This is a genomic window from Novisyntrophococcus fermenticellae (assembly GCF_018866245.1).
GTDB classification, from domain to species: domain Bacteria; phylum Bacillota; class Clostridia; order Lachnospirales; family Lachnospiraceae; genus Novisyntrophococcus; species Novisyntrophococcus fermenticellae.
This window is the reverse complement of the sequence record NZ_CP076458.1, coordinates 1735225-1748578: the sequence shown is the minus strand read 5'-3', so window position 1 is coordinate 1748578 and position 13354 is coordinate 1735225. Positions and strand designations below refer to the sequence as shown.

The following is a 13354-nucleotide window of genomic DNA, read 5'->3' as shown; positions in this document are numbered from 1 at the left end:
AAAAGGAAAAGCGAAATGCTATGAAGAGGATTAGTATATCAGTTCTTGATTTCAGAAAGCTGCTGGTTGATGTGAAGCGGTAGAGAGAGCTTTTGGAACTGCCCTCTGAGCGGCTGCCTGAAATTCTTCGGAAAAGTAAGCGCAGACGGAAGCCCACCGTTATTCGGGCAGGATATAAGATTTTGAATTAAATCCGTATCCGCAGAGCGTGCGAAGCAATTCGCAAATCAGAGTGGTACCGCGCAGGACTAAATAGCAGTCTTTCGTCTCTTACAGGAACAGTAAGAGACGAAAGGCTTTTTCTTTTTGTTCCAAATCATTTGTAAACACAAAAATAACAGGGAGGAAAGAATTATTATGATGAATCCAAACAAGTACAAAAGGCAGTATTATATGCCGCCGACAGGTTATCAGGAGTGGGTGACAAAAGATTATGTAGATAAAGCCCCAATCTGGTGCAGCGTTGATTTGCGCGATGGTAATCAGGCATTGATAATTCCCATGAGTCTTGAGCAGAAGATTGATTTTTTTAAGTTACTGGTAAAAATCGGATTTAAGGAAATCGAAGTGGGATTTCCTGCAGCTTCCGAGACCGAATATGAATTTTTACGGGCACTGATTGAACGCAATCTGATTCCGGCTGATGTTACTGTGCAGGTTTTGACGCAGGCCAGAGAGCATATTATCCGCAAGACCTTTGAAGCACTTGATGGATGTAAGCAGGCAATTGTGCATGTTTACAATTCTACCTCTTTTGCACAGCGTCAGCAGGTATTTAAAAAGTCCAAAGAAGAAATTTTAAATATCGCAGTTGCAGGTGCCAAATTACTGAAGAAACTTGCAGAGGAAACAGAAGGAAACTTCCGATTCGAGTATTCCCCGGAAAGTTTTACGGGAACAGAACCGGAATATGCGTTGGAAGTATGTAATGCAGTATTAGATGTATGGAAGCCCACACCTGATAAAAAAGCGATTATTAATCTGCCTAGTACGGTGCAGTTATCCATGCCCCATGTGTACGCCAGCCAGATTGAATATATGAATAAAAATCTGAACGATCGTGAGAATGTGATTCTTTCTCTGCATCCGCATAATGACCGGGGCAGTGGGGTCTGTGATGCTGAGATGGGAATTCTGGCCGGTGCGGACAGAATTGAGGGTACCTTATTCGGTAACGGAGAACGGACAGGAAATGTAGATATTGTTACACTTGCCTTGAATCTGTATTCACAGGGGGTGAGTCCTGGACTTGATTTTTCTGAAATGTCAGATGTCTGTGAAAAGTATGAAAACTATACAGGCATGAAAGTGGATGAGAGAAGTCCTTACAGTGGTGCACTGGTGTTTGCAGCATTTTCAGGTTCTCATCAGGATGCAATTGCCAAGGGTATGCACTGGAATGAGCATGTGGATTCGGAGCATTGGACGGTTCCGTATCTTCCAATCGACCCTACAGATGTAGGAAGAAATTACGATGCGGATGTGATTCGAATAAACAGTCAATCTGGAAAAGGCGGAGTGGAATATATACTGGAGACCAAGTATGGGCTTAATCTTCCTCCAAAGATGCGTGAAACTATGGGCTATGCTGCCAAGGGACTTTCCGATCATCTGCATAAAGAGCTGATGCCGGATGAAATCTTCAGTCTCTTCAAAGAAACATTTGAAAATGTTAAAAATCCCTACAGCATCAATGAAGTTCATTTTCGCCAGCTTCCGGATGGAGGGATTGAAACAGAGGTTACATCTGTCTTTGAAGAAAACCAGATTACAACAACCGCTGTTGGAAATGGTCGCTTGAATGCGGTAAGCAATGCACTGAAAAAGGCATATGATTTGAAATTTGATCTGGTTACTTACCAGGAGCATGCGCTTGAACAAAGCTCAAGCTCGAAGGCAATCGCATATGTGGGAATTCGAAAACCAGATGGCTCACTGGCGTGGGGCGCGGGTGTGGATCCTGATATTATACGCGCCAGTATTGATGCGCTTATAGTGGCTATCAACAACCGTTAGATTTTAAATGGAAAATAGAATACTGAAAGAGGAATTCCACAAATCGAAGTGGCATCCCCCTTTCAGTTATATCTTTCACACTCATGGACGCATATAATAATAGGAATATAATTATAGGGTCACAGGAGTTGAATATGAGTAATTGTTTTGCTGACAACAGAGGTACGATTTCTCAAAATGGCAATGTTATGCGTGTCGATAATGCACTGGTGGAAGAGGTTACGGATTCCGGCCGCGGCTCCGGTTCTATCTTAATATCTTATGCAATCAGAGGAGCAAGGTGCTTAACCTCTATAGAAGTCCTTCAGCTGAATGTGAGTGGAAATACACGCATCACAAATCCTTCAGGACGTCCCATGCGCCTTCGTGATATACGAAAAGGAATGTGGATTGATGCATTGTTTTCACCGGTGATGACCAGAAGCCTTCCGCCTCAGTCAAAGGCATTCTTTATTATGGTGAGAAGACAGGTACATGAGAGGGTGGATGTAACGACAGACCGGATTGCTTCTGTGGATTTCAGAAATGGCTTTCTCTATACAGGAAGCCCTAACAATCTGAATCGTCAGATGAGGTTTGTAATTACCGATCATACAGTTATTCTCGATCGGAATGGAAATCATATCGGTCTTCGTTCACTCCGTCCAGGGCAAAGGGTGCGAATCACCCATGCTAATTTTCAAACAGCAAGTATCCCACCCCAAACCACCGCTTTTTTAGTTCAGGTGCTGTGAAGAGCATTCTTCATTTTAAATGGAAATAAAAATTCAGGAATTCCGTTCGCATAGGGAGCAATATCATATTGCTGAAAATAGATAACGACTCCATCTGGTGTCAGGTAAAAACTTTTGGGGTTAAATGTGTTCCCTACAAGCTCCTTATAGTTTTCAAAATAAAATTCGGATTCGGCTGCCTGCCTTTTTGCTATTTCCGCATTAATATTTTCGAAGATACTTTGCTGATAGGAGGGATTATCCGGGAAGAAGTCTTTCAATTCAAATTGTTTACCACTGATAAAATCCCAGGTATGGGAAGTGCGTATGGTTGCTCCATGTGCACCTCCCATAAACGTGTATTCTTCCATATAAAGGCTTGTGATGCAAGCGGAGTTGTAAGTAATCTTATAAACGACATCCAACGTATAGCTATGGAAAGGTGGCTGATTGCTTGGACGGTATCCTGCACTGTCAACGGCCAGAGGAAAAAGATCTTCACGGCAATGAGTCTCCGTCTTTTTGGCCTCCGCTGCATAGTATGCACTGATTTGCCGTCCCGCATCCGCATTGCATGTGGTTGTGAAGAATGGGTAATTGATTTTATAGACAAACACTGGAATGGTACGATAATACATCGTATCTTCCAGTGTTTTATTATATATGGTCTGCATAATTTCTCCTGAAAGAAGGGTTACTATAATATATTGTCAAAAATAATTCTGTATGACAAAGAAAAACAGACGAAATTTTCACAGTTGTCACAAACACGCTCCTATGCTATAATTTACAAGAATAGATTGAGTAGAAACAAAGGATGGGAGATGCTGACGAATGGATGTATTATATAAAAGTACCCGTGGCGATGGAAGTACGGTAACAGCTTCACAGGCAATCTTAAAAGGACTGGCGGGGGACGGAGGTTTGTATGTTCCTGTTCAGATCCCAAAGCTTAATATTCCGATGAGTGATTTGATAAAGATGAACTATCAGGAAGTGGCATACGAAGTAATGGGCCGCTTCTTTACGGACTTTACAGAAGAGGAACTGAAATCCTGTATTGCGCATGCTTATGACGAAAAATTTGATACGCAAGAGATAGCACCTCTGCATGAAGGGGATGGAGTTTATTATCTGGAACTGTTTCACGGTGCAACCATCGCGTTTAAGGATATGGCACTTTCTATCCTTCCACATCTTCTGACAACTTCCGCCAGGAAAAATAAAGTTCATAATGAAATCGTGATACTGACCGCAACCTCCGGTGATACCGGAAAAGCAGCCATGGCTGGTTTTGCGGATGTTCCGGGAACCAGAATTATTGTATTTTATCCAAAGGATGGAGTGAGTCCGGTTCAGGAAAAACAGATGCTGACACAGAAGGGAAAGAACACGCATGTCGTAGCAATCCGTGGAAACTTTGACGATGCCCAGACTGGAGTTAAGCAGATTTTTAATGACAAAGAGCTGGCAGAAGAATTAGAGAGGGAAGGTTTCCAGTTCAGCTCTGCAAATTCAATTAATATTGGGCGTCTGGTGCCACAGGTGGTATACTATGTGCATGCCTATGCATCTCTGGTACGGAGGGGAAAACTGAAAGACGGGGAAAAGATGAATGTGGTGGTTCCTACAGGTAACTTTGGAAATATCCTTGCCGCTTACTATGCCAAAAACATGGGGCTGCCAATCGGTGAACTAATCTGTGCCTCCAATGACAACAAGGTGCTCTATGACTTCTTCCGGACAGGAAATTATGACAGAAACCGGGAATTCCTCCTTACTACCTCACCCTCAATGGATATATTGATTTCCAGCAATCTGGAACGTCTGATATACAAGATTGCAGGATCTGAGGAGAAGAATAAGGCATTCATGGAATCCCTGTCCGACAGCGGAGCCTATGGGATTACGGACGAAATGAAGGCAGAACTGAAAGATTTTTATGGAAATTATGCTACAGAAGACGAGGCAGCAGCAGCAATCAGGAAGTTGTATGAAGATACAGGTTATGTGATTGATACACATACAGCAGTTGCCGCAGCCGTATATGACAAATATAAAGCAGAAACGAAGGACCTGGCGACTACCGTGATTGCGTCGACGGCCAGTCCGTATAAGTTTGCAAGGAGTGTTCTTCATGCAATTGACGCAGAACGTTTTGACACGTTGACTGATATGGAGCAAATTGATGCACTTTGCGAAATCGCAAAAGTCCCGGTGCCTGACGCCATCGAAGAAATCCGTACAGCTCCGGTACTTCATGATACAGTAGTAGAAGTGGATGAGATGGACGGCATTGTAAAAAAAATACTTGGAGTTTGGTAATACCAGGGTCAAAAGGTCTTGCATTTCATACCTGCATGAAATGTCACAACATAAATGATACAGGGACAGTAGGGCCAATACGGCCATCTGTCCCTTCCGTTATTAAACGAATGAGAAAAAGGGGAAAAGGATATGAAGCTGGAGCAGATATGTGAGAAGATAGAACCATTGGATAAAGAGGCGATGCAGCGTGCAGTACAGCATTGGAACAGCATTGCAAAACCCCTCCACAGTCTTGGCAAACTGGAAGATGTAATCGTTCAAATAGCAGGAATACAAAGGATAGAACAAATAGATATTGATAAAAATCCCTGATTATTCTCTGTGCGGATAACGGTGTGGTGAAAGAGGGCGTTACGCAGACAGGACAGGAAGTTACGGCGATTGTATCTGAAAATTTTCTGCAGGAAAAGGCTACGGCTGCAATCCTTTGTCATAAAACCGGGGCAGATATCCTGCCGGTGGATATGGGAATTGCCCGTGATACCACATTAAGGAATTGTAAAATTGCTTATGGTACGAAGAATATGGCCGAGGAACCGGCCATGACAAAAGAGCAGGCGCTGCAGGGAATTGAGACAGGCATTCAGCTGGTAAAAGAACGGAAAAAGGAAGGCTGTGGGCTTTTGGCCACCGGAGAAATGGGAATTGGAAATACCACATCCAGCAGTGCCATGGCAGCGGTGCTTCTGCATAAGCCTGTGGAAGAAGTAACTGGAAGGGGAGCCGGACTTTCCAGCGATGGTTTGAACAGAAAAATCAGTGTAATAAAAAAAGCCATAGAGTTAAACCAACCGGATCCGATGGACGGTGTGGATGTGCTGGCAAAGGTAGGAGGTTTTGACATTGCGGGTATGACAGGAGTCTTCCTTGGAGGGGCATATTATAAGTTGCCAGTTGTTATGGATGGATTTATTTCATGCGTGGCAGCCCTTTGTGCGTCCAGAATCTGTCCCACGGCTCTTGACTATATGATTGCTTCTCATGTTTCGAAAGAACCGGCTGCAAAGATGCTTCTGGAGGCTTTGCATAAGGAGGCATTCCTGACCTGTGACATGTGTCTTGGAGAAGGTACTGGTGCTGTGACATTGTTTCCGCTTCTGGATATGGCAAAGGCTGTCTATGAGGGGATGTCTACATTTGAAGAGAATTCCATAGATGCTTACCAGCCGTTGCCATAGAGTCAAAATACCTATTGACTCTATGACACTACGGATGGTTCTGCACAAAAGGGAGGGTTTATGTTTCACGTAATAACAGGTGGTTCAGGCAGTGGGAAGTCTGCTTATGCGGAGGAGGAGATTTTAAAACTGGGAGATGCGCCGAGGATTTATATTGCCACCATGTATCCTTTCGATGAGGAAAGCAATCATAGAATTGCGAGGCATCGAAGGATGCGTGCGGAGAAAAAATTTGAAACCGTTGAGTGTTATACGAATCTGGCCTTCGTTCAAGTGCCTCTTAAGGCAAATGTATTGTTGGAGTGTATGTCAAATCTGACTGCAAATGAAATGTTTCAATCAGAAGGGGCGGGAATCCATACGGTTCCTGTAGTGATGGAAGGAATCAGAAGCCTTTTATCTCAGTGTAGCAACTTGATTGTAGTAACTAATGAGATTTTTTCGGATGGAATCCAATATGATGAGGAAACTGTAAACTATCAGCGTTGTCTGGCTAACATCAATATTCAGATGGCTGCTGAGGCTGATTGCATGACCGAGGTTGTATACGGAATCCCGTTAAAAATAAAATAGAGGAACAAGGATGAAAAAAGTATGGAACAGTTTTGTAGTTGCATTCGCAATGTATTCTAAGATTCCTATGCCCAGAGCCGACTGGACAAAGGAGAACATGTCCTATGCGATGTGTTTTTTTCCATGGGTGGGGCTGGCAATAGGCGCAATTGAATATGCGTGGTTTCAACTGGCTTTTTATATGGCATTTGGTACAATATTTCGTTCTGCAGTGGCAACACTTATTCCTATTGTTGTGACAGGGGGAATCCATATGGATGGATTTCTGGATACAATGGATGCCTTAAGTTCCTGGAGAGAGAAGGAACAGCGTCTTACAATCTTAAAAGATCCTCATGCGGGTGCATTTGCAGTTATTATGGGATGTATCTGGTTTGTGATGTATTTTGGTGCTGCAACAGAGATAACAAAAGAAATCTTGCCCATATATTGTCTGAGTTTTATGGTCTCCCGCTGTTTCAGTGCATTATCTGTTGTCTGTTTCAGGAATGTAAATCCCAAAGGAAGTGCGGCTGCATTTGCTGATAAAGCACAAAGCCAGGTGGTACGTCTGGTTGTAATTATTACACTTATGCTTCTTCTTATCGTGATGTGCCGGCTGAATCCGCTGCCCGGGGCTGTGGTTTTTGGTACAGCGGTGCTGGTATTTATATTCTATCGCATGAAGAGCTACAAATACTTTGGAGGGATTACCGGAGACCTGGCAGGGTACTTTTTAAGCCTGTGTGAGCTTTGGATGCTGCTTATGGTTGTCATCCTTCGATACGGAATGGGGAGGTTTTTATGATATTGGTAATTGGAGGAACCTTTCAGGGAAAAGGAACTTATGCGAAAGAAAACTTTAAGATAGATGCCCCCTGGATAGACGGCGAGAATTGTACATTTGATGACATTTTCTCCTGTGGAGCAATTGAACACTTTCATCGGTTTGTGTATCGTTTTCTGGACAGAGAGGAATTGGGAGAGCTTCCCGAAAAACTGGCGGAAGAAAATCCGGAAATTCTTATCATTTCAGATGAATTGGGATATGGTGTGGTACCCGTAGATGCCAAAGACAGGTTCTGGAGGGAGAAGACAGGACGTATCTGTACCAGTCTGGCAGCGCATGCGGCGGAGGTGCATCGGGTAGTATGTGGAATTGGGATGGTGATAAAAAATGCTTAAGATTTTGATGATACGACATGGAAAAACGTATGGAAATACACTGGGGCGCTATATAGGAACAACGGACGAACCACTTATGGAATCTGAGTCTGAGGAACTGACCAGGCTTCAGCCAGATCCAGTGGAGCGTGTCTTTGTAAGTCCTATGACTCGCTGCAAGCAGACTGCTTTACTTATGTTTCCGAAACGGGAACAGACCGTTATTGATGGATTCAGAGAATGTGACTTCGGAGAATTTGAGAATAAAAATTATCAGGAATTGTCTGATAACGAAACGTATCAAAAGTGGATTGACAGTGAAGGTATTCTCGGATTCCCAAAAGGCGAATCGGTAGTGGACTTTAAACAGCGCTGTCTGAGTGCTTTTGATCAGATGATAGAAATCTGTATACATGAAAAACTGGAGAATGTAGCCATGGTGGTGCACGGTGGAACTATTATGAGTATTCTCGATGCCTATGGATTACCCCATGCTCCTTATTTTGACTGGCATGTAAAAAATGCGGAAGGCTATAAAATCCGTACGCATCTGGAACATTGGAAATACGGAAGGCGCGAACTTGTGGTAGACGGTAAAATTCTCCGTGATTAAAACCGTGATGGAAAGGCAGAGAACATGTTTGGAGAATGTCACGCTCACATCTTTATGAATGGATATGATTATCGAAGTGCAGTAAGGGCACATGAAAGGAAGCCGGATGAGCAGCTGATACGTCTGCACCTGAAATCGTACCAAAATGCATGTGTCACATTTGTCAGGGATGGAGGGGACCGGTTTGGTGCTTCTTTGCTGGCCAGAGAGCTTGCACCGGAATATGGAATCACTTACCTGACTCCTGGATTTGCAATCCATAAGGAAGGCTGTTATGGAAAAGTAGTGGGAGAAGGATACATCACGTTGAAAGAGTATGCAGCTCTTGTAAAAAAAGTGAAAAAACTGCATGGTGATTTCATCAAAATCATGACTACCGGTATTATGGATTTTGATACAGATGGCCAAATTACCGGAGAGCCGCTTTCATACAGTGAAGTCAAAGAAATGGTTCATATTGCTCATGAAGAAGGTTTTAAAGTCATGTCTCACACAAATACCGCCCGGGCGGTGATTGATGCTGCGAAAGCCGGGGTAGATTCCATCGAACATGGAAATTACCAGAGCCTGGAAAGCATTCAGTGCATGAGAGAAGAAAATGTGGTCTGGGTGCCTACGGTAGTCACTGTAAAGAATCTGATTGGCTGTGGCAGATATCCAGATGGTGTCCTGAAAGATATATGGAAGATACAGCAGGACGGACTTCGTATGGCATGGAAAGAGGGTGTACAGATAGCGTTGGGAAGCGATGCAGGCGCATTCATGGTTCCCCATGGAATTGGCATACGGGATGAATACCAGGCACTTTGCACAGTCCTGGGTGAGACAGAGGCCTTAAAAAAACACTTAGAGCAGGGAGAGAAACGAATCCGGGGATTTTACAACCAATGATAAATCAGCACTTGACATATCTGAAATCTCTAGTAAAATAAATAAGTATATAACAAGGCTATGAAGGTGTCAGTAGACTTATATTTTCTGCCAGAGACAGGGTGCCATCGGCTGGAAGCCCCCGAAGTTCAGATATAGGTTGAGATTCGCATCGGAGCTTCCTTTCTGAAAATTTGTGAAAGCGAAATTAGGTCAGGACGTGACTGCACGTTACAGCAGCAATTGAGTGTCGGACTTTGCAGTCTGAAATCAGGGTGGTACCGCGGATCTTATAGCTTCGTCCCTTTGGGGCGAAGTTTTTTTGCCGTCATAATAATATAAAGGAGAATCTGTAATGAGTGATGTAAACATGAAAGAAAAGCTGGAAGCTATCTTAAACGAAGCCATGGAAAGGATTGAAGCTTCCGATGCACCTGAGAAATTAAATGAGGCACGTGTCAATTTTCTTGGAAAAAAAGGAAAATTGACCGCATTGAAAAAAAGCATGAAGGATGTTGTACCGGAGGATCGTCCCAAGGTCGGACAGATGGTTAATGAAGTTTCTGAAAAGATTGAGAAGAAGCTGGAAGTGGTGAGAACAGACCTGGAACGTAAGCTGAGGGAGAAAAAACTGGAGGCTGAAGTCATCGATGTAACACTTCCTGCCAAAAAGAATGTAATCGGGCACCGGCATCCAAACACCATAGCCTTGGAAGAGGTGGAGCGCATCTTTGTAGGAATGGGCTATGAAGTCGTGGAAGGACCGGAGATAGAGCTTGACCTGTACAATTTTGAGAAGTTAAATATCCCTGCCAATCATCCGGCAAAAGATGAGCAGGATACCTTCTATATCAACAGTGACATCGTCCTTCGTACCCAGACCTCGCCGGTACAGGCTCGTGTGATGGAGCAGGGAAAGCTCCCTATCCGTATGATTGCACCGGGACGGGTATTTCGCTCTGATGAAGTGGATGCAACCCATTCGCCTTCCTTTCATCAGATTGAAGGACTGGTCATCGACAAGCACATCACATTTGCAGATTTAAAAGGCACATTGGAAGAATTTGCGAAAGAGCTGTTTGGAGAAGAGACCAGAACAAAATTCCGTCCACATCATTTTCCATTTACGGAACCCAGCGCTGAAGTGGATGTGAGCTGCTTTAAATGTGGCGGAACAGGATGCCGCTTCTGTAAGGGATCAGGCTGGATTGAAATCTTAGGCTGTGGAATGGTACACCCCCATGTACTCGAGATGTGCGGAATAGATCCTGACGAGTACACCGGATTTGCATTCGGAGTAGGACTTGAGCGAATTGCACTGCTGAAATACGAGATAGACGATATGCGGCTTCTATATGAAAACGACTACAGGTTTTTAAAACAGTTTTGATACTGTCTAGCCATGCGAATATAAACTGATTACCCAGGAAAAGTGTGAACAAATAATTTGGAGGACGATTATGAATACTTCATTATCATGGATTAAGAGATATGTGCCGGATTTAGATGTGACGGCACAGGAATATACAGATGCGATGACATTATCAGGTACAAAAGTAGAGGGGTTTGAAAAGCTGGACGCAGATCTTGAGAAGATTGTCATTGGCGAGATCTTAAGTGTGGAAAAGCATCCGGATGCGGATAAACTGGTAGTCTGCCAGGTGAATGTCGGAGATAATACCGTGCAGATTGTGACCGGTGCTCCAAACGTTAAAGCAGGCACTTCCGGCCAGAAGGTGGCGGTTGTTCTGGATGGAGGAAAGGTTGCAGGCGGTCATGACGGTAAGAACGTGGATGGAGGTATCAGAATTAAAGCAGGGAAACTGCGTGGAGTTCCAAGCCAGGGTATGATGTGTTCCATCGAGGAACTGGGAAGTACCCGTGATATGTACCCGGAAGCACCTGAGAATGGAATCTATATCTTCCCCGAAGGCTCTGATGTTAAAACCGGTGAAGATGCTGTTGCCGCCTTAGGATTGGATGATACGATTTTTGAATATGAAATCACCTCAAATCGTGTGGACTGCTATAGCGTTATCGGTATCGCAAGGGAGGCAGCTGCAACATTTAATAAGGAATTTAAAGCCCCGGTAGTAAAGAACACCGGTAATGATGAAGATGCCCATAACTACATCCAGGTTGAAGTAGAGGACAAAGAACTGTGTCCCCGTTACACCGCCCGTGTGGTAAAGAATGTGAAAATAGGACCATCCCCAAAGTGGATGCAAAGATGTCTGGCTGCCAATGGAATCCGTCCAATCAATAACCTGGTTGATATTACAAATTACGTGATGGAAGAGTACGGCCAGCCAATGCATGCCTATGATCTGGATACGATTGCAGGTGGCAAGATTATCGTCAGACGCGCCCGCAAAGATGAGAAGTTTGTTACTTTGGATGGTCAGGAACGCCAGATGGATGAGCATGTGCTGATGATTTGTGACGGGGAGAAGCCTGTCGGAATTGCAGGTATCATGGGTGGAGAAAACTCCATGATTACAGATCATGTTAAGACTGTATTGTTTGAGGCTGCCTGCTTTGATGGAACGAACATCCGTCTGTCCAGTAAACGTGTAGGCCTTCGTACAGATGCTTCGGGAAAGTTCGAGAAAGGTCTGGATCCTAATAATGCGAAGGCAGCTATTGACCGCGCCTGCCAGTTAATGGAAGAATTGGGAGCAGGTGAAATCGTTGGTGGTATTGTAGATGTATACAGCCAGGTGAAGGAACCCGTACGCGTAAACTTTGAGCCGGACCGCATTAATAATCTTCTCGGAACAGAACTGGATGACCAGACTATGTTGGATTATCTTGCAAAGGTAGAGCTGGAATATGACGAGGAGAGCAATGAAATCATAGCCCCGACCTTCCGTCAAGATATCCTCCGTACTGCGGACCTGGCTGAAGAGGTAGCTCGCTTTTTTGGATATGATAATATTCCGACTACCCTGCCAAGCGGGCAGGCGACTACGGGGAAATTGCCCTTTAAACTGAGAATTGAAGAAAAAGCAAGAGATGTGGCAGAATACTGTGGATTTTCGCAGGGAATGAGTTACTCCTTTGAAAGTCCAAAGATATTTGACAAATTGCTTCTGTCTGAAAAAGATGATTTAAGAAATGCAATTACGATTATGAATCCGTTAGGTGAAGACTTCTCTGTGATGAGAACAACTTCCCTGAATGGTATGCTCACTTCTCTGGCTACAAATTTTAACCGGCGGAATAAAAATGTGCGCTTATATGAACTTGGAAATATTTATCTTCCAAAGAGTCTGCCTTTGACGGAGCTGCCCGACGAAAAGATGATGTTTACATTGGGAATGTATGGAGAAGGTGATTTCTTCGACATGAAAGGTGTGGCAGAAGAATTCTTCGGAAGAGTTGGGATGAACAGCCGTCCGAAGTATGATCCGAAGTCCGGTAAAAGTTTCCTGCATCCGGGGCGGCAGGCCAATATCTATTACAAAGATACTCTGGTTGGATATTTAGGCGAGGTGCATCCTTTAGTATGTGACAACTATGGAATCGGAGACAGGGCGTATGTGGCTGTAATTGACATTTACGCCGTACTTGAATATGCAACATTTGACCATAAGTACGATGGAATTGCCAGATTTCCGGCTGTCACCCGGGATATCAGCATGGTAGTGCCAAAGACAGTTGCTGCCGGACAGATTGAAGATGTAATATCACAGCGCGGCGGAAAGATTTTGGAGGGATTTGAGCTGTTTGACATCTATGAAGGACATCAGATTAAAGACGGATTTAAGTCCATGGCTTATTCCATTGTATTCCGCTCAAAAGAAAAGACATTGGAGGAAGCAGAGGTTTCATCTGTTATGAAAAAAATTATCCATGGACTGGAGAACCTCGGCATAGAGTTAAGGCAATAGATACAGATAATGACAGAACGGAAGATG

General features: G+C 43.9%; 11 protein-coding genes, 1 pseudogene and 2 other annotated features. Of the genes and pseudogenes, 11 read left to right on the top strand and 1 reads right to left on the bottom strand.

Annotated elements, in window-relative coordinates; all coding sequences use genetic code 11:
• Positions 1–11: 11 nt before the first annotated feature.
• Positions 12–274: a binding site (T-box leader), on the top strand.
• A gap of 83 nt (positions 275–357) precedes the next feature.
• The gene (locus KNL20_RS07900; protein ID WP_230397243.1) at positions 358–2016 is read left to right on the top strand and encodes a 2-isopropylmalate synthase; all 1659 of its coding nucleotides are present in this window, start codon (positions 358–360) and stop codon (positions 2014–2016) included.
• A gap of 134 nt (positions 2017–2150) precedes the next feature.
• Positions 2151–2750, top strand: a complete 600-nt coding sequence (locus KNL20_RS07895) for a hypothetical protein (protein WP_230397242.1) — start codon at positions 2151–2153, stop codon at positions 2748–2750.
• Here KNL20_RS07895 and KNL20_RS07890 read toward each other — a convergent pair.
• Entirely contained in the window at positions 2738–3403 is a 666-nt protein-coding gene (locus tag KNL20_RS07890; protein WP_230397241.1) for a DUF3298 and DUF4163 domain-containing protein, read from the bottom strand. The two genes, KNL20_RS07895 and KNL20_RS07890, sit on opposite strands and share 13 nt — an antisense overlap.
• Positions 3404–3563: 160 nt before the next feature.
• Here KNL20_RS07890 and thrC point away from each other — a divergent pair, with 160 nt between their 5' ends.
• The 9 genes and pseudogenes from thrC (at position 3564) to pheT (ending at position 13327) form a co-directional block, all read left to right on the top strand.
• Entirely contained in the window at positions 3564–5054 is a 1491-nt protein-coding gene (gene thrC / locus KNL20_RS07885; RefSeq protein WP_230397240.1) for a threonine synthase, read from the top strand.
• A gap of 132 nt (positions 5055–5186) precedes the next feature.
• Positions 5187–6235 (top strand): annotated as a pseudogene (gene cobT / locus KNL20_RS07880) (nicotinate-nucleotide--dimethylbenzimidazole phosphoribosyltransferase).
• Between the two features lie 60 nt (positions 6236–6295).
• A complete protein-coding gene (locus tag KNL20_RS07875; RefSeq protein ID WP_230397239.1) occupies positions 6296–6808 on the top strand; it encodes a bifunctional adenosylcobinamide kinase/adenosylcobinamide-phosphate guanylyltransferase in 513 nt (170 codons plus the stop codon).
• A gap of 10 nt (positions 6809–6818) precedes the next feature.
• Complete coding sequence (locus tag KNL20_RS07870; RefSeq protein ID WP_230397238.1) at positions 6819–7595, top strand: adenosylcobinamide-GDP ribazoletransferase; 777 nt, start codon at positions 6819–6821, stop codon at positions 7593–7595.
• The gene (locus tag KNL20_RS07865) at positions 7592–7972 is read left to right on the top strand and encodes a bifunctional adenosylcobinamide kinase/adenosylcobinamide-phosphate guanylyltransferase (protein WP_230397237.1); all 381 of its coding nucleotides are present in this window, start codon (positions 7592–7594) and stop codon (positions 7970–7972) included. The genes KNL20_RS07870 and KNL20_RS07865 overlap by 4 nt, the downstream gene beginning before the upstream one ends.
• On the top strand, positions 7965–8564 hold the full coding sequence (locus KNL20_RS07860) for a histidine phosphatase family protein (RefSeq protein ID WP_230397236.1): 600 nt from the start codon (positions 7965–7967) through the stop codon (positions 8562–8564). Before KNL20_RS07865 ends, KNL20_RS07860 begins: the two co-directional genes overlap by 8 nt.
• A gap of 24 nt (positions 8565–8588) precedes the next feature.
• A complete protein-coding gene (locus tag KNL20_RS07855; protein ID WP_230397235.1) occupies positions 8589–9455 on the top strand; it encodes an amidohydrolase family protein in 867 nt (288 codons plus the stop codon).
• Positions 9456–9506: 51 nt separating this feature from the next.
• Positions 9507–9743 (top strand) — a binding site (T-box leader).
• A gap of 61 nt (positions 9744–9804) precedes the next feature.
• Complete coding sequence (gene pheS / locus KNL20_RS07850) at positions 9805–10824, top strand: phenylalanine--tRNA ligase subunit alpha (protein ID WP_230400070.1); 1020 nt, start codon at positions 9805–9807, stop codon at positions 10822–10824.
• Positions 10825–10894: 70 nt separating this feature from the next.
• On the top strand, positions 10895–13327 hold the full coding sequence (gene pheT / locus KNL20_RS07845; RefSeq protein ID WP_230397234.1) for a phenylalanine--tRNA ligase subunit beta: 2433 nt from the start codon (positions 10895–10897) through the stop codon (positions 13325–13327).
• The last annotated feature ends 27 nt before the right edge of the window (positions 13328–13354 follow it).

Excerpts from the sequence above, each read along its gene's own strand:
- KNL20_RS07895 (WP_230397242.1), top strand. The coding sequence starts at position 2,151 with ATGAGTAATTGTTTTGCTGACAACAGAGGTACGATTTCTCAAAATGGC.
- KNL20_RS07855 (WP_230397235.1), top strand. The coding sequence starts at position 8,589 with ATGTTTGGAGAATGTCACGCTCACATCTTTATGAATGGATATGATTAT.
- KNL20_RS07870 (WP_230397238.1), top strand. The coding sequence starts at position 6,819 with ATGAAAAAAGTATGGAACAGTTTTGTAGTTGCATTCGCAATGTATTCT.
- KNL20_RS07900 (WP_230397243.1), top strand. The coding sequence starts at position 358 with ATGATGAATCCAAACAAGTACAAAAGGCAGTATTATATGCCGCCGACA.
- KNL20_RS07890 (WP_230397241.1), bottom strand. The coding sequence starts at position 3,403 with ATGCAGACCATATATAATAAAACACTGGAAGATACGATGTATTATCGT.
- thrC (WP_230397240.1), top strand. The coding sequence starts at position 3,564 with ATGGATGTATTATATAAAAGTACCCGTGGCGATGGAAGTACGGTAACA.
- KNL20_RS07865 (WP_230397237.1), top strand. The coding sequence starts at position 7,592 with ATGATATTGGTAATTGGAGGAACCTTTCAGGGAAAAGGAACTTATGCG.
- pheT (WP_230397234.1), top strand. The coding sequence starts at position 10,895 with ATGAATACTTCATTATCATGGATTAAGAGATATGTGCCGGATTTAGAT.
- KNL20_RS07860 (WP_230397236.1), top strand. The coding sequence starts at position 7,965 with ATGCTTAAGATTTTGATGATACGACATGGAAAAACGTATGGAAATACA.
- pheS (WP_230400070.1), top strand. The coding sequence starts at position 9,805 with ATGAAAGAAAAGCTGGAAGCTATCTTAAACGAAGCCATGGAAAGGATT.
- KNL20_RS07875 (WP_230397239.1), top strand. The coding sequence starts at position 6,296 with ATGTTTCACGTAATAACAGGTGGTTCAGGCAGTGGGAAGTCTGCTTAT.